The 18,038-nt window shown below is 65.7% G+C and carries 16 protein-coding genes; 12 read left to right on the forward strand and 4 right to left on the reverse strand.

Translation table 11 applies throughout. The annotated features are described in order from the left end of the window. Position 1 precedes the first annotated feature (1 nt). The 8 genes from AWB70_RS09560 to AWB70_RS09595 all read left to right on the forward strand — a co-directional run bounded on the left by AWB70_RS09560 (position 2) and on the right by AWB70_RS09595 (position 7,552). A complete protein-coding gene (locus tag AWB70_RS09560; RefSeq protein WP_053571920.1) occupies positions 2-763 on the forward strand; it encodes an SDR family NAD(P)-dependent oxidoreductase in 762 nt (253 codons plus the stop codon). Then, positions 760-1,317: a MarR family winged helix-turn-helix transcriptional regulator gene (locus AWB70_RS09565; RefSeq protein WP_053571919.1), complete on the forward strand. Its 558-nt coding sequence runs from the start codon at positions 760-762 to the stop codon at positions 1,315-1,317. Before AWB70_RS09560 ends, AWB70_RS09565 begins: the two co-directional genes overlap by 4 nt. Positions 1,318-1,331: 14 nt before the next feature. After that, positions 1,332-2,177: an enoyl-CoA hydratase family protein gene (locus tag AWB70_RS09570; RefSeq protein WP_053571918.1), complete on the forward strand. Its 846-nt coding sequence runs from the start codon at positions 1,332-1,334 to the stop codon at positions 2,175-2,177. Between the two features lies 1 nt (position 2,178). Beyond that, complete coding sequence (locus AWB70_RS09575) at positions 2,179-3,357, forward strand: acyl-CoA dehydrogenase family protein (protein WP_053571917.1); 1,179 nt, start codon at positions 2,179-2,181, stop codon at positions 3,355-3,357. Continuing rightward, positions 3,354-3,806 (forward strand): acyl-CoA thioesterase, encoded by a 453-nt coding sequence (locus AWB70_RS09580; protein WP_053571916.1) that lies wholly within the window; start codon positions 3,354-3,356, stop codon positions 3,804-3,806. Before AWB70_RS09575 ends, AWB70_RS09580 begins: the two co-directional genes overlap by 4 nt. Next, positions 3,803-4,198, forward strand: coding sequence for a RidA family protein (locus AWB70_RS09585; RefSeq protein ID WP_014251805.1), 396 nt, complete (start codon positions 3,803-3,805; stop codon positions 4,196-4,198). Before AWB70_RS09580 ends, AWB70_RS09585 begins: the two co-directional genes overlap by 4 nt. Before the next feature lie 13 nt (positions 4,199-4,211). Further along, positions 4,212-5,849: an AMP-binding protein gene (locus AWB70_RS09590; RefSeq protein WP_053571915.1), complete on the forward strand. Its 1,638-nt coding sequence runs from the start codon at positions 4,212-4,214 to the stop codon at positions 5,847-5,849. A gap of 83 nt (positions 5,850-5,932) precedes the next feature. Continuing rightward, complete coding sequence (locus AWB70_RS09595; protein WP_053571914.1) at positions 5,933-7,552, forward strand: ABC transporter substrate-binding protein; 1,620 nt, start codon at positions 5,933-5,935, stop codon at positions 7,550-7,552. Here the strand turns inward: AWB70_RS09595 and AWB70_RS09600 are convergent, their stop codons facing one another. Further along, positions 7,553-7,828, reverse strand: coding sequence for a hypothetical protein (locus AWB70_RS09600; RefSeq protein ID WP_053571913.1), 276 nt, complete (start codon positions 7,826-7,828; stop codon positions 7,553-7,555). Positions 7,829-8,226: 398 nt separating this feature from the next. On the opposite strand from AWB70_RS09600, the gene proP reads away from it, so the two are divergent. Then, positions 8,227-9,708, forward strand: coding sequence for a glycine betaine/L-proline transporter ProP (proP, locus tag AWB70_RS09605; protein WP_053571912.1), 1,482 nt, complete (start codon positions 8,227-8,229; stop codon positions 9,706-9,708). A 13-nt stretch (positions 9,709-9,721) separates the two neighbouring features. Here the strand turns inward: proP and AWB70_RS09610 are convergent, their stop codons facing one another. Further along, complete coding sequence (locus tag AWB70_RS09610; protein WP_053572146.1) at positions 9,722-10,336, reverse strand: DJ-1/PfpI family protein; 615 nt, start codon at positions 10,334-10,336, stop codon at positions 9,722-9,724. A gap of 96 nt (positions 10,337-10,432) precedes the next feature. Between AWB70_RS09610 and AWB70_RS09615 the strand changes: the two genes are divergently transcribed. Further along, positions 10,433-11,770 carry an aminotransferase-like domain-containing protein gene (locus tag AWB70_RS09615; protein ID WP_053571911.1) on the forward strand — a complete coding sequence of 446 codons (1,338 nt, stop codon included), beginning with the start codon at positions 10,433-10,435 and terminating at the stop codon, positions 11,768-11,770. Positions 11,771-11,892: 122 nt separating this feature from the next. After that, positions 11,893-14,400: a hybrid sensor histidine kinase/response regulator gene (locus AWB70_RS09620; RefSeq protein ID WP_053571910.1), complete on the forward strand. Its 2,508-nt coding sequence runs from the start codon at positions 11,893-11,895 to the stop codon at positions 14,398-14,400. Here the strand turns inward: AWB70_RS09620 and AWB70_RS09625 are convergent. Then, complete coding sequence (locus tag AWB70_RS09625; RefSeq protein ID WP_053571909.1) at positions 14,342-16,279, reverse strand: CaiB/BaiF CoA-transferase family protein; 1,938 nt, start codon at positions 16,277-16,279, stop codon at positions 14,342-14,344. The two genes, AWB70_RS09620 and AWB70_RS09625, sit on opposite strands and share 59 nt — an antisense overlap. 58 nt (positions 16,280-16,337) lie before the next feature. Between AWB70_RS09625 and AWB70_RS09630 the strand changes: the two genes are divergently transcribed. Then, positions 16,338-17,222, forward strand: a complete 885-nt coding sequence (locus tag AWB70_RS09630; protein WP_053572145.1) for a LysR substrate-binding domain-containing protein — start codon at positions 16,338-16,340, stop codon at positions 17,220-17,222. Between the two features lie 4 nt (positions 17,223-17,226). Here AWB70_RS09630 and AWB70_RS09635 read toward each other — a convergent pair whose 3' ends face one another. Further along, positions 17,227-18,030, reverse strand: coding sequence for an enoyl-CoA hydratase/isomerase family protein (locus AWB70_RS09635; RefSeq protein ID WP_053571908.1), 804 nt, complete (start codon positions 18,028-18,030; stop codon positions 17,227-17,229). Positions 18,031-18,038 lie beyond the last annotated feature (8 nt).

An 18,038-nucleotide genomic window follows, 5' to 3' on the forward strand; every position in this document is an offset into this window, starting at 1 on the left:
CATGACAGCGCTTGCCAACAAACATGCGGTGGTGACGGGCGGCGGCAGCGGCATCGGCGCGTCGTGCGCGGTGGCCCTCGCGCAAGCGGGCGCGCGCGTCACGCTAATGGGCCGCGATATCGCGCGTCTCGAAGCGCAGCGCGACGCGATGCATGCGTTTCGCGATGTCGCGTGTATCAGCGTCGATGTCACGGATGAAGCCGCCGTGAACGACGCGTTCTCGCGCGCGGGCCCGGTGGATATTCTCGTGAACAACGCGGGCCACGCGCGCGCCGCGCCCTTCACGCAGACCGACGCCGCGCTCTGGCACAACATGCTCGACGTGAACCTGACCGGCGTGTTCCTCTGCACCCGTGCCGCGTTGCCTTCGATGCTCGAACGCGGCTATGGCCGCATCGTGAATGTCGCGAGCACGGCGGGGCAAATCGGCTATGCCTATGTCGCCGCTTATTGCGCGGCGAAGCATGGCGTCATCGGTCTGACACGCGCGCTCGCGCTCGAAGTCGCGACCAAGGGCGTCACGGTCAACGCGGTCTGCCCCGGCTATACCGAAACCGAACTGCTGCGCGAATCGCTCGATCAGATCATGGCGAAGACATCGCGCAGCGAGCAGGACGCGCGGGATGCGCTCGCGCGCCACAACCCGCAACGCCGCTTCGTGCAGCCGGAAGAAGTCGCCCATGCCGTGCTCTGGCTGTGCGCGCCGGGCTCTGGCGCGATGAACGGCCAATCCATTTCCGTATCAGGTGGAGAAGTCACGTGACCCACGCCGCACGCAACAAAAAGACGGCCGCCGCCGAGCCGAAGACGCCGCGCAAGGGTGTCGAGAAACCGGCGGACAACGTCGTCGATCTGGAGATGAGCACGGGCGTCGACAGCCACATGGGACTGCGCCTGTGGCTGCGCATGCTGACCACGACGAACCTCGTGCAAGCCGAACTGCGCAAGCGCCTGCGCACCGAGTTCGATACGACCTTGCCGCGCTTCGATCTGATGGCGCAGCTCGAACGCCATCCTGAAGGCCTGAAGATGACCGAGCTCTCGCGCCGCATGATGGTCACGGGCGGCAACGTGACGGGCATCACCGATCAGCTCGAAAAAGAAGGCCTCGTATCGCGCTATACCGATCCGAGCGACCGCCGCTCGATCAGCGTGCGCCTCACGCCGCAAGGCCGCGCCGCGTTCGACAAGATGGCGACCGCGCATGAGCAATGGGTCGTCGAAATGTTCGGCGGCCTCGAACTGAACGAGAAATCGCAGACGCATCAGCGGCTCGGCAAGCTGAAACAGCATCTGTTGAAAACGCTGAAGGACTGAAGGAGACGACGACAATGACATCATCGAATGCCCTTCTTGCCGGAAACAGAACAACGCTCGCCGGCTATCGCGCGAAGCATTTTGGCTGGTCCGCGGCGAACGGCGTCGCGACCATCACGCTGAACCGGCCCGAGCGCAAGAATCCGCTGACCTTCGAATCGTATGCGGAGTTGCGCGACCTATTTCGCCAGCTTGCCTATGCGACCGATGTGAAAGCCGTCGTGATTCACGGCGCGGGCGAAAACTTCTGTTCCGGCGGCGACGTGCATGAAATCATCGCGCCGCTCATCGATCTGCCGATGCCGGAACTGCTGCTCTTCACGCGCATGACGGGCGATCTCGTGAAGGCGATGCGTCATTGCCCGCAGCCCGTCATCGCGGCCGTGGACGGCGTCTGCGCGGGCGCGGGCGCGATCCTCGCGATGGCCTCCGACATGCGGCTCGGCACGGCGCGCAGCAAGCTCGCGTTCCTGTTCGCGCGCGTCGGTCTCGCGGGCTGCGACATGGGCGCGTGCTCGATCCTGCCGCGCATCATCGGCCAGGGACGCGCGGCCGAACTGCTCTACACGGGTCGCGCCGCGAGCGGAGACGAAGGCTATAGCTGGGGCTTCTATAACCGTCTCTGCACGCCTGAAACCTTGCTCGACGAAGCCGCGAAACTCGCCTCCGAACTCGTCGCGGGACCGACCTTCGCGCACGGCATCACGAAGAAGATGCTGCATCAGGAATGGAGCATGAGCATCGACGAAGCGATCGAATCCGAGGCACAGGCGCAAGCCATCTGCATGAGCACGCGCGACTTCGAGCGCGCGTATCGCGCCTTCGCGGCGAAGTCACGGCCCGTGTTCGAAGGAGACTGAATTGAACGCCGATCTTCACAGCGCGCTCGCGTGGCCGTTCTTCGACGAACGGCATCGCGAACTCGCGCGCGCCGTCGATACATGGGCCGCCGAGCACCTGAAGCACATCGATCACGCCGACACCGACGCCACCTGCAAGCGCCTCGTGCGCATGCTAGGCGATGCGGGCTGGCTCACGCATTGCATCGGCGGCACGCGCTACGGCGCATCGCACGACACCATCGATACGCGCGCCGTGTGCCTGTTGCGTGAATCGCTCGCGAAACACGACGGCCTCGCCGATTTCGCTTTCGCGATGCAAGGCTTAGGCTCGGGCGCGATCTCGCTCGCGGGCACCGATGCGCAAAAAGAGCGCTATTTGCCGCGTGTCGCGAAGGGAACGGCGTTGGCGGCGTTCGCCTTGTCGGAGCCGGACGCCGGTTCCGATGTAGCGGCGATGTCGCTCGATGCGCGCATCGACGGCGACGCCTACGTGCTGAACGGCGACAAGACGTGGATTTCGAACGGCGGCATCGCGGACTTCTATGTCGTGTTCGCGCGCACCGGTGAAGCGCCGGGCGCGCGCGGCATCAGCGCGTTCATCGTCGATGCCGACACGCCGGGCTTGCGGATCGCCGAACGCATCGACGTGATCGCGCCGCATCCGCTCGCGCGCCTGCATTTCGACAACGCGCGCGTGCCGCGCAGCCAGATGCTCGGCGCGGCGGGCGAAGGCTTCAAGATCGCCATGCGCACGCTCGATATCTTCCGCACGTCGGTGGCGGCCGCATCGCTCGGCTTCGCACGCCGCGCGATGCAGGAAGGACTCGATCGCGCCGCATCGCGCAAGATGTTCGGCCAGACGCTCGGCGACTTTCAACTCACGCAGGCGAAGCTCGCGCAGATGGCGCTGACCATCGACACGAGCGCGCTGCTCGTCTATCGCGCCGCGTGGTTGCGCGATCAGGGCGAAAGCGTGACGCGCGAAGCCGCCATGGCGAAGTGGCACGCGAGCGAAGGCGCGCAACAGGTCATCGACGCGGCCGTGCAGCTATGGGGCGGTCTCGGCGTGACGCGCGGCATGGCGGTCGAATCGCTGTATCGCGAGATTCGCGCGCTGCGCATCTACGAAGGCGCGACCGAAGTGCAGCAGCTGATCGTCGGGCGTGATCTGCTGAAAGCGCACGGAGAACGTCGATGACGAAGCCGACCTTCGACATGCCGGTGCGCATCCGTTTCGGGCATTGCGATCCGGCCGGCATCGTCTATTTTCCGCAATACCTCGTGATGACGAACGCGCTCGTCGAAGACTGGTTCAACGAGGCGCTCTGCATCGACTATGCGCACATGATTTCGGTGCGCCGCGTCGGGCTGCCCATCGTGAAGCTCAATTGCGACTTCTCGCGGCCGAGCCGCATGGGTGAAACGGTGACGCTCGCGCTCGCCGTCGATACGGTCGGCCAGCGCTCGATTCGCATCGACATCGTCTGTCATTGCGGCGGCGAAGTGCGCTTTCGCGCAAAGCAGGTTCTGGTGACGACATCGCTCGACGATGGCCGTTCGATCGACATTCCCGGCGACATCGCCCGCGCAATCGAGCAGTTCGCGCCGGGCACGAGCCGCGTCATGCAAGAGGAGACACGCTCATGAAAAAGACGCTTCTGCCTTCGGGCTGGATCAAGCCGCGCGGCTATGCGAACGGCGTCGCCGTGCGCGGCACGCAGGTGTATATCGCGGGGCAAATCGGCTGGGACGAACAGGCGCGCTTCGTCAGCAAGGCGTTCGGCCCGCAGGCGGCGCAGGCGTTGCGCAACGTCGTCGCGGTGCTGCGCGAAGCGGGCGGCGAGCCCGCGCATCTCGTGCGCATGACGTGGTACGTCACCGACAAGCGCGCCTATCTCGCGGCGGCGAAGGAAATCGGCGCGGCGTTTCGCGAACTGATCGGCGATTACGACATCGCGATGAGCGCGGTGCAAGTCGTCGCGCTCATCGAAGACGATGCACTGGTGGAAATCGAAGCCACGGCTGTCATCCCCAACTGAAGCGGAGAGCACGATGGAACGGTCAGCACACGTCGATACGTTCGCGCGCGATCATCTGCCGCCGCAGGAGCAATGGCCGGTATTGATGCTCGACAACGCGGACGTGACCTATCCCGCGCGCCTCAATTGCGCGACGGAACTGCTGGATCGCGCGATCGAAAACGGACAGGGCGATCGTCCCGCGATCTGGTCCGATGTCAACGGCAAGCCGCACGCCACGAGCTATCGCGAATTGCGCGCGCTCGTGAATCGCAGCGCGCATGTGCTCGTCGACGAGATGCGCCTGCGCCCCGGCAACCGCATCCTGTTGCGCGGCCCGAACACGCTGCAGATGGCCGTCGCGTTCTTCGCGGCGTTGAAGGCGGGTCTCGTCGTCGTGCCGACCATGCCGCTGCTGCGCGCGAAGGAACTGAAGCAGATCGCCGACAAGGCGCAGATCACGGCGGCGCTATGCGACGTGCGCCTGACCGACGAGCTCGCGCGCTGCACGAAGCCAGGCGACGAGTTCCATTGCGAAGCGCTCACGCAAGTGCTTTATTTTCACGACGATGCGCCCGGTTCGCTCGAATCGCTTGCGGCGTCGAAGCCCGATCGTTTCGATGCCTGCGATACCGCCGCCGACGACGTCTGCCTCATCGCGTTCACGAGCGGCACCACGGGCGCGCCGAAGGGCTGCATGCATTTTCATCGCGACGTGCTCGCCATGTGCGATCTCTTCCCGCGTCACATCCTTAAGCCCACGGCGGACGATGTGTTCTGCGGCACGCCGCCGCTCGCGTTCACGTTCGGGCTCGGCGGCCTGCTGTGCTTTCCGCTGCGCGCCGGGGCGTCGACAGTGCTGCTCGAAAAGCTCACGCCCGAGACCTTGCTGCAGACCGTCGAACGCTTTCGCGCGACGATCATGTTCACCGCGCCGACGTTCTACCGCCAAATGGCCCCGCTCGTCGGCCGGTTCGACATATCGAGTCTCGCGAAGACGGTATCCGCCGGCGAGGCCTTGCCGGACTCGACGCGCGCCTTGTGGCGCGAAGCGAGCGGCATCGAGATGATCGACGGCATCGGCGGCACGGAGATGATCCACATCTTCATCGCGTCGGCGGGAACGGACGTGCGCGAACACGCGATCGGACGCGCGGTGCCGGGTTACATCGTGCAGGCCGTCGATGACGCGATGCAGCCTGTGCCGCCCGGCACGCTCGGCAAGCTCGCGGTGCGCGGGCCGACCGGCTGCCGCTATCTCGCGGATGAACGTCAGTCGAAGTTCGTGCGCGACGGCTGGAACCTGCCGGGCGATTCCGTGATGATCGATGCGGACGGCTACGTGTTCTATCAGGCGCGCGCCGACGACATGATCGTATCGGCGGGCTATAACATCTCCGGGCCGGAAGTCGAAAGCGTGCTGATGCAGCATGAAGCGGTCGCGGAGTGCGGCGTGATCGGCGTGCCCGACGACACGCGCGGGCAAGTGGTGAAGGCGTTCGTCGTGCTCAATGCGGGCTTCACGGGCGACGATGCGCTGATCGCCGAGTTGCAGGCGTTCGTGAAGCGCACTGTCGCGCCGTACAAGTATCCGCGTCTCGTCACGTTCCTCGATGCGTTGCCGCGCACGGAGACGGGCAAGCTCAAGCGCTTCGCATTGCGCGCCATGTAGCGCCGAAAAAATGTTTGCTTGGTAGAGTATGGCTCACGCCCGCCGCGAGGCGGCTCGCCCACTCTTCCGAGCAAACAAGAAAAATGCTTCTTTCACGACGCGTGTTGTCTGCTTCTCTTGCCGTTTCTCTTTCCGCCGCGCTTGCCATCACCGCGCACGACGCATCGGCCGCGAGCAAGACGCTCGTCTTCTGCTCCGAAGGCAGCCCCGCCGGTTTCGACTCCGCGCAATACACGACCAGCACCGACTTCGACGCGGGCGCGCATGCCGTCTACGACCAGCTCGTCGAATTCAGGCGCGGCACGCTCGATCTCGTGCCCGGTCTCGCGGAAAAGTGGGACGAGTCGCCGGACGCGAAGACCTTCACGTTTCATCTGCGGCGCGGCGTGAAGTTTCAATCGACCGCGTGGTTCAAGCCCACGCGCGACTTCAATGCGGACGATGTGGTGTTCACGTTCAGGCGCATGATCGATCCGAACGAACCGTTCCAGAAAGCGCATCCCGTCAGCTTTCCGTATCTGACCGACCTCGGCTACGACAAGAACGTCGCATCGGTCGACAAGCTCGACGACTACACCGTGCGCTTCACGCTCAAGACGGCGGATGTCGTGTTCGTGCGCAACATCGCGATGGAGTTCGCATCCATCGTGTCCGCGGAGTATGCCGCGCAATTGCTGAAGCTCGGCAAGCCGGAGGATCTCAATCAGAAGCCGGTCGGCACGGGCGCGTTCGTGTTCCGCGACTATCAGAAGGATGCGACGATCCGCTATGACGCGAACCCGACGTACTGGAATCGCAAGGACGTGCATATCGACAAGCTCGTGTTTTCCATCACGCCGGATGCCGCCGTGCGTCAGCAGAAGCTCTCGGGCGGCGAATGCCAGGTGACGTCGTTCCCGCGCCCCGCCGACATCGCCGCGTCGAAGAACGATCCGAAGCTCACGGTGCTGTCGGGCGTCGGCTTCAACGTCGCGTACGTGGGCTACAACACCACGCACAAGCCCCTCGACAACGTCAACGTGCGCCGCGCGCTCGACATGGCCATCGACAAGCAGGCGATCATCAAGACCGTCTACGAAGGCGCGGCGACCGTCGCGACGAATCCCATGCCGCCCTCGCAATGGTCGTATAACAAGGCGCTGAAAGACGCGCCGCACGATCCCGCGAAGGCGAAGGAACTGCTGAAGGAAGCTGGCTTTCCGAACGGCTTCACGATCACGCTCTGGGCCATGCCCGTGCAGCGCGGCTATAACCCGAACGCGCGGCTGATGGCGCAGCTGATCCAGTCGGACTGGGCGAAGATCGGCGTGAAGGCGAACATCATCACGTACGAATGGGCCGAGTACAACAAGCGCGCGAAAACGAACGGCGAGCACGACGCGATTCTCTACGGCTGGCTCGGCGACAACGGCGATCCCGACAACTGGCTCGGCACGACGCTCGGCTGCGACGCGGTTCACGGCAGCAACATGGCGAAGTGGTGCAACAGGCAGTTCGACGATCTGCTCGCGAAGGCGCGCCTCGTCACGGATCAGAACGCGCGCACGAAGCTCTACGAAGAAGCGCAAGTCGTGTTCAAGGATCAGGTGCCGTACACGCCGCTCGCGCACGCGAACATCTTTCAGCCGATCTCGAAGCGCGTGCACGGCTATCTGATCAGCCCGCTCGGCGGGCATCGCTTCGACGGCATCACGTTCGACTGATCAGCCTCCGCGAAGCCACGCGTCGATGCTGTCGCGTGCTTCGTGCTTGCCCGACTGCGTCTTGTACGCATCCGCGCCGCCGACGTCGGGCATATCGTGCATATCGTGCCTGGCGTCTTTCGCCGCCATCGCATGCATGGTCTGCTCGCCCGGCGATGCCGGTGCGGCGGCCGCGGCGCCAACGACCATGTCGGCCGTGCACTCGTCCGCAAGAGCGGGAACGGCGAACGCGACCGCATGCGCGGCCAGAATAGCGGCGAGGTATTTCGCTTTCATTGCGACTCCAATGGCGTGTCGATAAAAAGAAGCGCGATGGAACCGTCGACACGTTCGCCGGACATCGAACCTTGTGTGCCGAGGGTTCATCGCGCCCACGCCCAACGATGCATGGCCCATGCCAGTCGTATCGGCGGATCGCTTCGAATCGCTGAAAGCCTTGAGGGCAAAGGGTTGCGCAGCGGCACGCGCCCGCCGCGCGCGGGCACGCCTGTCGGAGCGCGGCCAACGCTTGGCCCGCGTGTGGTTGCCGCCACCCGACAGCGCCGCCGCGCCAGTGTCGTTTTCAGCCGATTTCCAGACGCGTGAGCGAAGGCATGCACGCGCCGCGTTGCGCACACTCTGACGGACCATCAAGCCGGGGGCCGCGCGCTCATCGGAAATCAGGAGTGAGACAATTGAGCCCCTCGTACGATCGCACTGCCCGAAGCAAATCACCGCCGCCGCCCACGCTGGGCGATATCACCATCGTCGATCGAGCCTTGCTGAAACGCGCTGTCGGCGCGATGGCGCTCGGCAATGCCATGGAATGGTTCGACTTCGGCGTGTATAGCTATATCGCCGTCGTGCTCGGCAAGGTGTTCTTTCCGTCGAGCAGCCCGTCCGCGCAACTGATCGCGACTTTCGGCACGTTCGCCGCGGCTTTTCTCGTGCGGCCCATCGGCGGCATGGTGTTCGGCCCGCTCGGCGACAAGATCGGCCGCCAGCGCGTGCTCGCCATGACGATGATCATGATGGCCGTCGGCACCTTCTGCATCGGCCTGATTCCGAGCTACGCCTCGATCGGCATATTCGCGCCCGTGCTGCTGCTCGTCGCGCGTCTCGTGCAGGGCTTTTCGACGGGCGGCGAATACGGCGGGGCCGCCACGTTCATCGCCGAATTTTCGACCGATGCGCGGCGCGGCTTCTATGGCAGCTTTCTCGAAGTCGGCACGCTCGCGGGCTATATCCTCGGCGCGGGCACGGTCGCGCTCCTCACCGCGACGCTCTCGCACGACGCCTTGCTTTCATGGGGATGGCGCGTGCCGTTCATGATCGCGGGGCCGCTCGGGCTCGTGGGCCTTTATATCCGCATGAAGCTCGAAGAGACGCCCGCCTTCAGGAAAGAGGCGGAAGCGCGCGAAGCGCACGAACGGTCGCGTCCGAAGCAGTCGTTTCTCGACCTGCTGCGGCAGCAGTTCAGGCCCATGATGCAATGCGTCGGCCTCGTGCTGATCTTCAATGTCACCGACTACATGGCGCTGTCGTACCTGCCGAGTTTCCTCTCGGCGACACTGCATTTCGACGAAACGCACGGCCTCTTTCTCGTGCTGCTGGTCATGGTGCTGATGATCCCGATGACGCTCTTCGCGGGTCATCTCTCCGACATGATCGGCCGCAAGCCGGTGATGATGGCGGGCTGCGTCGGTCTCTTCGTGCTGGCCATTCCCGCGCTGCTGCTCGTGCGCACGGGCGCGCTCCTGCCGGTGTTTCTCGGCTTGCTGATCCTCGGCGCGCTGCTTTCCACGTTCACGGGCGTGATGCCGTCAGCGTTGCCCGCGCTCTTTCCGACGCGCATTCGTTACGGCGCGCTCGCTATCGGCTTCAACGTATCCGTGTCGCTCTTCGGCGGCACGACGCCGCTCGTCGCCGCATGGCTCGTCGATGCGACCGGCAACCTGATGGTGCCCGCGTACTACCTGATGGCCGCATCGGTGATCGGTATCGTGTCCGTGCGCGCGTTGCGCGAGACGGCGCGCCAGCCGCTGCTCGGCTCCGGCCCATGCGTCGCGACGAAGTCGGAAGCCCTCGCGCTCATGCACACGAAGCTGAAGGTCGTGCCGGGCAAAGGCCGAGCCAAGCGCGTGGACGAAACGGCGCGCGAAAAGAAGCGGGCGTAAAAGCGGACATGAGTCACGCCGGCACGCTGACGTCGAGATACGGCGCGATGTTGCGCATCGCGCGGTCCACATACGTTTCTTTCTCGCCGACGGGCGCGACGTAATGCATCGCAGCGCGCGCCGCGTTCACGCCTTCGAGCCGCGCAATCACCCACGTCGCGAGATACTGCGACGCGAGACAGCCGCCCGCCGTCGCCACGTTGCCGTGCGCGACGAACGGTTGATCGAGCGTGCGCACGCCCGCTTCCTCGACCCACGGCTTCGTCGTCAGATCGGTGCAGGCGGGCACGTCGGCGAGCAGGCCGAGCTTCGCGAGAACGAGCGTGCCGGAGCATTGCGCCGCCAGTAACTGACGCGCGGGATCGAGCCTGATGCGCGCCATCAATGCGGCATCGGCGACGACTTCGCGCGTCAGCATGCCGCTGCCGACGATCACGGCATCGGCGCGCGACGCGTCTTCCAGCGTCGCCTGCGCCTTCAGCACGACGCCGTTCATCGACCGCACTTCTTCCGACGGACACGCGATCGACACCTTCCAGTCCGGCTTCTTCACGCGATTCAGTATGCCGAGCGCGATCAGCGAATCCAGTTCGTTGAAGCCCTCGAACGTGAGTATGGCGATATGCACGATGTGCTCCTTCAGGCGCATGAATTGCGCATGGACCCATGCTACGGCCATGAGCGAATACAATCAAAACATTGTCATGGATACACCTGCCACGTCATGCCGCAAGCGCCGCGCTACAAGCAAATCGTCGACCGGTTCGCGGACGATATCCGCGCAGGCCGCCTGAAACCCGGCACGCGATTGCCGACGCATCGCGAACTGGCCGCGCGCGAAGGGCTCGGCATCGTGACCGCCACGCGCGTCTATTCCGAACTGAACGCGATGGGGCTCGTCAGCGGCGAAACAGGCCGCGGCACCTTTGTGAAGGAAACGACGCTCGCGCGCGAACTCGGCATCGATCAGGTCGCGATCGCCGCGGACATGGTCGATCTCAACTTCAATTATCCCGCGCTGGCGGGCCAGGCGGATCTGCTGCGCCAGGCATTGCGGCAGTTGGCGTCGGCGGGCGATCTCGAAGCGTTGCTGCGCTATCAGCCACATGGCGGCCGCGCGCGCGACCGCGCTTCTGTGGCGCGGCATCTGGCGCGGCGCGGGCTTGCGGCAAGCGGCGAGCGCGTGGTGCTCGTCGATGGCGCGCAGCACGGCCTCGCGACGACCGTCATGGCGCTGCTGAAACCGGGCGATGTCGTCGCCGTCGATACGCTGACCTATCCCGGCTTCAAGATGCTGGCCGAGGCGTACGGGCTCGAACTCGCGCCCTTGCCGGCATCGGGCGCGGGCCCGGACCCGGACGCGCTCGACGCGCTGTGCAAGCGCCGCCGCGTGCGCGCGCTCTACACCATGCCGACGCTGCACAATCCGCTCGGCTGGGTCATGACGGCGACGCGCCGCAAACAAGTGGCGTCGCTCGCGCGCAAGCAGGGTTTTTTCATCATCGAAGATGCCGCCTACGCCTTTCTCGCCGACGACGCGCCGCCGCCGATTGCCGCGATCGCGCCCGAACTGACGGTGTATGTCTCGGGCTTTTCGAAGAACGTCGCGACGGGCTTGCGCGTCGGCTACGTCGTCGCGCCGCTCGAATGGGTGCGCAAGATCGAGCGCGCGATCCGCGTGACGACGTGGAACACGCCCGGCGTGATGACGGCGATCGCGTGCGGCTGGCTCGAAGACGGCACCGTCGAGCGGCTCGAAGCGGAAAAGCGCGCGGACGCCTCGATGCGGCAGGTCATCGCGTCGCGCGCGCTCGGCCGGCTTACGCGCGTCGCGCATCCGGCTTCGTACTTCGTATGGCTGCCGATGCCCGAGGAGGTGCGCGCGGACCGCATCGCGGCGGCGCTGGCGGAGGAGCGCATTTCGGTATCGATGGCCGGACCGTTCTGCACCTCGGCGCATGTGCCGCATGCGCTGCGGCTGGCGCTGGGATCGGTGGATGCGGCGACTTTGGAGGGCGCGTTGAAGCGGGTTGCGGAAGTGGTCGGGCGGTATGCGTATTGAGTCTTCTCCGCTCTCCGCAAACGATTGCCCCCGATTTATGTTTCAATGCTTCCGAATATCCGTTTCGAAAACCCCGATACCTCTGCGATCCACCATCGCGATGCATCGATCGGACAGGGCCTATGCGGACACAATACGAGGCATCGACACCGGACAGGAAAATCAAGGCGGAGCACAGGCGTCAGGCGCATTTCCAGCGCTGGTTCGCCACATTCGCGAGTCTCGCGCACTCGCGTCTGCCGCTTCCCGCCTATCTTCAGAAAGTCACCGATACGCTGAGAGAAGTCGCGGGCGTCGCGTCCGCCGTCGTGGAATGGATCGAAGGCGACGAACTGCTGTATCGCGCGGCGAGCGGCGCGGCGGCGGCGCACATCGGCGTGCGGCTGCCCACGGCCGGCAGCCTCTCGGGACTCTGCATCACGCGCCAGCAGGCGCTCATCTGCCGCAATTCGGCGACGGATCACCGCGTCGATCGCGCCGCGTGCGAGGCGGTCGGCGCAGTGTCGATGGTGGTCGCGCCCGTCGTCTACAACGGCCGATCGGTCGCGGTGCTGAAGCTCATCTCCGGCGAAACGGATCATTTCGGGCAGTCGGACATCAGCATTCTCGATGCCTTCTGCGCGTGCATCGCGGAGACCATCGCGCGTGAGGAAAGCGCGCAGGAAAACCGCAAGCTGCTGAAGGAAAACGCCAGCGTCGCGGCGGATCTGACCGTCGAATCGACGCTGCGCATCGAGTATGAAAAGAAGCTCGCCGACGCCCTGCGCCGCCGTCAGACGGTGCTCGACAATGCGCACGTCGCCTTCGTGTCGATGGACGAAGCCGGCATGGTCGTCGACTGGAACGAGGCCGCCGCGCTGCTGTTCGGCTGGAAGGCCAGCGAGGTCGCGGGCAAGGAACTCGCTGCGTTCATCGTGCCCGAGCGCTTTCGCGACGGGCATCGCGCCGGGCTCACGCGCTATCTCGCCACGGGCGAGGCGCGCATGATCAACGAGCGCGTCGAACTGCCCTCGCTGCGCCGCGACGGCAGCGAGTTCACCGCCGAGCTGACCATCAGCGAAGTCTGGTACGAAGGCCAGCGCCAGTTCGCGTGCTTCGTGCACGACATCACCGACCGGCGCGCGGCGACGGAGGCGAACGAACGTCTGCGCCTGCTCATCGACTCGGTGAGCGATTACGCGATCTGCATGCTCGACCAGAAAGGCTACGTGCGCTCATGGAACGACGGCGCGCGGGCGATCTACGGCTTCACGCCGGCCGAAGCGATCGGCCGCCACTTCGCGCTCTTCTATACCGCCGACGAACACGGCCGCGACCGTCCCGGCGACGATCTCATCCTCGCGGCGACACGCGGGCGCGTCGAGCACGAAGACTGGCAGGTGCGCAAGGACGGCTCCGAGTTCTGGGCGCACGTCATTCTGAGCGCGCTGCCCGGCAACGGCGACGGCGTGCAGGGCTTCGTGAAGATCACGCGCGACATGACGGCGCGGCGGCGGCTGGAAGAGCTCGAAGCGTCGAGCCGGCGCATGAACGAGTTTCTCGCGCTGCTCGGGCACGAGTTGCGCAATCCGCTCGCGCCGATCCGCAACGCCGTCAGCATCCTGAAGCTGAAAGCATCGAACGACGCCGACGTGATCCGCAGCCGGCAGATCGTCGATCGCCAGCTCGCGCATCTGACCAAGCTCGTCGACGATCTGCTCGAAGCCGGGCGCATGAGTTCGGGCAAGATCCGCCTCACGACCGAAACCGTCGATATCGCCGACGTGGTGCATCTGAGCGTCGAGGCGAGCCAGCCTTTGTGCGACGACCGCGGGCAGCGCATCGTCGTGCAGGACGGCGGCCAGCCGCTCTTTGTCAACGGCGACCCGACGCGGCTCGTGCAGGCGCTCAACAATCTGCTCAACAACGCGTCGAAGTTCAGCCCGCACGGTTCGACCATCACGCTCGAAGCCGGCCCGCGCGGCGGCTCGGCGATGGTGCGCGTGATCGACGAGGGCCGCGGCATTTCGCCGGAAGCGCTCGGCATGGTGTTCGATCTTTTCGTGCAGGAGCATCCGCCGGGCGCGCATCTCGACGAAGGCGGCCTCGGCATCGGACTCACGCTCGTGCGCGCGATCGCGGAACTGCACGGCGGTCATGTCGAAGCGAAAAGCGGCGGCGCGGGGCGAGGCAGCGCGTTTTCGCTGTGGCTGCCGCTCGCCGAGCCGCCCACGCGGGGCACGGAGCACGGCGCGGCCCCACCCGCGATCGCGGGCCGCCAGCTCGACGTGCTCGTCGTCGACGACAACCGCGATTCCGCCGACAGCATGACCTTGCTCGTCGATATGCTCGGTCACAGCGCGCGCGCCGCCTACGACGGCACGGCCGCGCTCGATTCGTTCGAGACGTCGCGGCCGCAGGTCGTGCTGCTCGATCTGTCGATGCCGGGACTGACGGGCTTCGACGTGATCCGCCGCATGCGCGACGAGAACGACAGGCCCGGCACGCGCGTGATCGTCGCGGCCATGACGGGCCTCGGTTCCGACGAAGATATCGCCCGCACGCGCGCCGCCGGCTTCGATGCGCATCTCGTCAAGCCGGTCGATCTTCCGGAACTGGAGCGGGTGCTGTCGCTGGCCGGACGCGTCTGATCCTGTGCGGCGCGCCCGGCACGGCGCGCACGCTGGCGGGCGTCTTCGAGAGCCGATAAGGCACTTTCAGCACCGGCCAGAACGCGCCGTTCGCATCGCGGGCGGCGCTCAGCACGTCGGCGAGAAAATCGCCGTCTTGCAGCAGTTCGTCGACGCGCGCGACCGGCGTCGCGCCGCCGAGCCTTGCCGCCGCCTCTTTCCTCGTCAGCGCGATGCAGCATGCGCGCTCGGCGTCGGTGATATCGCGCTCGACCCACACGTGGCCGTCCAGACACGCGAGCGCCTGCCCGCGCGGCCGCTCGCGGCCCGCAGCGAACAGCGCGCACCACGCGGCGACGTCCTGCATCGCTATTTCGATGAACGTGCCGGCCTCATCCGCCTCTTCGCTTCGCGTGGCTAGGCGCGCGACGATCGCGAAAAGCGCCGCCTGCCCGCCGAGAATATCCGCGCCCGACGCGCCGATCTTGACCGGCGCGCCCTCGCCGCGCGTGAGATCCATGAGGCCGCCCATCGCCTGAATGACGGTGTCGAACGCGGGCCGCGACGGATACGCCGACGCGATGCCGAAGCCCGATATCGAGCAATAGACGAGACGCGGATTGATCGCGCCGAGCGCCTCGCGCGTGAAGCCGAGCTTCGCGAGCGCGCCGGGCCGCAGGTTTTCGACGAGCACGTCGGCATCGGCCAACAGCGTGCGCAGGTGCGCGCGATCGCTTTCCTGCTTGAGATCGAGCGCAATCGTCTCCTTGTCCGTGTTGTTGAGCGCGAAGAAATAGCTGGTGCCGCCCTGCCCCGGCAGCCACGAACGCGCGACTTCGCCTTCGGGCGGTTCGATCTTCACGACCTTCGCGCCCAGCGCCGCGAGATGCTTGCCGACGAGCGGCGCTGTCGTGTACTGGCCGATCTCGATCACCTTGACGCCCGCGAGCGGCCCGCCGCATTCGCCTGTTTGCGGCTTTGCGATGGCTGGCGTCCGGCTCAACGCCGACGTTTGAAAGATCGACACCTGCTTATACGTATCGGCATCGATGCCGCCGGTTTCGATCGCCTGTGCCGCCTCGGCGTGACGCATGCGAAAGTTCGGCTCGCGCGACAATTCCCCGATGCCGACGATCGGCCCCGCCGCCACGCCGATGCGCTCGCAGATGCGCGTGCAGGCGTCGGTGGCGAGCGTCGCCGTCCACGATTCGATCAGCGCATCGAGTTCGTCGGCGTGGCGCACGCGATCGCCAAGCGTCGCGAAGCGAGCGTCGTCGAGTTGCGGCACGCGGGCTTCCTGCCTGAGCTTGCACCATTGCGCTTCGGTGCTCGTGCAGATGAGAATCCAGCCGTCGCACGTGCGATACGCGTTCCACGGCGCGCACGCCGGATGGCGATTGCCGACGCGACCGGCCGTGCGCCCCGCGAACGCCGCCGGAAGAAAAGTCGTGAGCGCGCTCGCGGCGCAGCCGCTCAAGGTCACGTCGATGTTCTGCACGATGCCGCGCCTGCGCTTCACGCGCACCGCCGCCGCAATCGCCGCCGATGCATACAGCGCCGCCGACACTTCCGTGAACGCAACGCCGATGCGCGCCGGCGCGCCTTGCGCGAAACCGGTCGTGTCCATGAGGCCGCTCATCGCCTGGATGTGCGCATCGGACCAGGGCGTGCCCGCGCGCGAGTCTTGCGGACCCGTCGCGGTGATGTCGCACACGATAGCCTCGCCCGATGACCTCCAGCCGGCCGCCCGATCCACATCCGATGAAACGACGATCACGTCGTAATCCACCGGATCCTTCGCGCAAACATCCACCGTCGCGCCCGCCCGTTCGAGCAGCGTCGCGCACAGCGTCACCGCATCGCGCCCGCCGCAGGCCAGCACTCGCACACCTTCCAGCATGATCGTCTCCTTGTTTCCACCGCTGGCGCGCCATCGCGCACATTGCTACCATTTTTCGATGCGAACCCTTCCGTCACTCAACGCGCTGCGCGCCTTCGAAGTCTGCGGGCGCCTGCTCAGCATTCAGCTCGCCGCCGATGAACTGAACGTCACGCCCGCCGCCGTCAGCCGGCAGATCAAGCTGCTCGAAGACCAGCTCGGCGTGCTGCTGTTCGAGCGCGGGCATCGCGCGATCACACTCACGCCAATGGGCTCGCGCTATCTCGCCGACGTCATCCGCAGCTTCGACACGCTGCGCACCGCGACCGTCAATCTCACCGAGGCGCGGCGGCGGCGCACGCTGAAAATCCGCGCCTACACCACGTTTTCGATGAACTGGCTGCTGCCGCGTCTCTCGACGTTTCATCGCGATCATCCGGATATCGAAGTGAGCCTGACGACCTCGCTTCAGCCGGTCGATTTCAACGCCGAAGACGTCGATGCGGCGATTCGCCTGTCGCATGCGCCTTCGTCCGATTTCGGCTTCGACCGCCTCGTGCCGAACGAACTCGTGCCCGTATGCAGCCCGGCGTTCTTGCAAGCGCATCCCGATCTCGGCGACGCCACGCCCGAAAGCTTGCGCAACGTGCCGCTCCTGCACTCGCTCGCGCGCCGCGAAGACTGGGCCACATGGCTCGACGCCGCCGGCGTGCGCGGCGTGAATCCGCTCGGCGGCCTGAGTTACGAAAGCTCGATCCTCGCGTACTTCGCCGCCACGCAAGGGCACGGCATCGCCATCGCCCAGCGCGTGCTCGTCGAAGAGCAGTTGCGCGCGGGCACGCTCGTCATGCCGTTTTCCTTCGTGCTCGATCTCGGCGCGTTCACGTACTACCTGATCTATCCGCCCGCGCATCTTGCGAATCCGGAATTCGCCGCGTTCCGCACGTGGCTGCTGGCGGCCTGATGTTTCAGCGCCCGCGATAAACCGGCTGGCGCTTCTCCGCAAACGCCTTGCGTCCTTCGACGCGGTCTTCCGATTCGCGCATCGCGCCCCACGCCAGCTCGGTAAATTCGAGCGCCTGCGCGAGCGGCACGTTGGCGCTCGTCTCGATGACCTTCTTGATCATCTGCACCGCGAGCGGCCCGTTCGATGCGATGCTTCGCGCGAGTGCGAGCGCATCGTCGAGCAGCGCGTCCGGCTCCGCGATATCCGATATCAAACCGATCCGATGCGCATACGCCGCATCGATCTTCGCGCCGGTAAAAAGCATCTTCATCGCAATCGCGGAGGGCACCGCGCGCTGCAACGCCTGAATGCCGCACACGGCGGGAATGCTCGCGACGACCGCTTCCGGCAAGCCGAACACCGCGCTTTTCGATGCAATGCGCAGATCGCATTGCAGCGCGAGTTCGAGCCCGCCGCCGAGGCAATAGCCGTTGATCGCGGCGATCATCGGCTTGAAGATGCGCAGCGAACTCAGCTCCATCAGCCGCACGTAAATGCCTTCCGCGCCCGCTCGATCGAGCGATTTCACGAACGACGATCCGAACGATGTCGAAGGCGGCAGCGTGCGCTTCAGATCCGCGCCCACGCAGAACGATTTCGACCCCGCGGCGGTGAGGACGATCACGCGCACCTCGTCATCGTCGCGGGCATCGGCGAGGCGCGCGCGCAGTTCGGTGAGACTGTCGAGATCGAGCGCGTTGAGCGCTTCGGGCCGATCGAGCGTCACGATGGCCACATGGCCGGACACGCTGTAGCGAATGCTCATCGTCGTCT

Origin of the sequence: Caballeronia cordobensis, assembly GCF_001544575.2 — a bacterium.
Taxonomy (GTDB): Bacteria; Pseudomonadota; Gammaproteobacteria; order Burkholderiales; family Burkholderiaceae; genus Caballeronia; species Caballeronia cordobensis.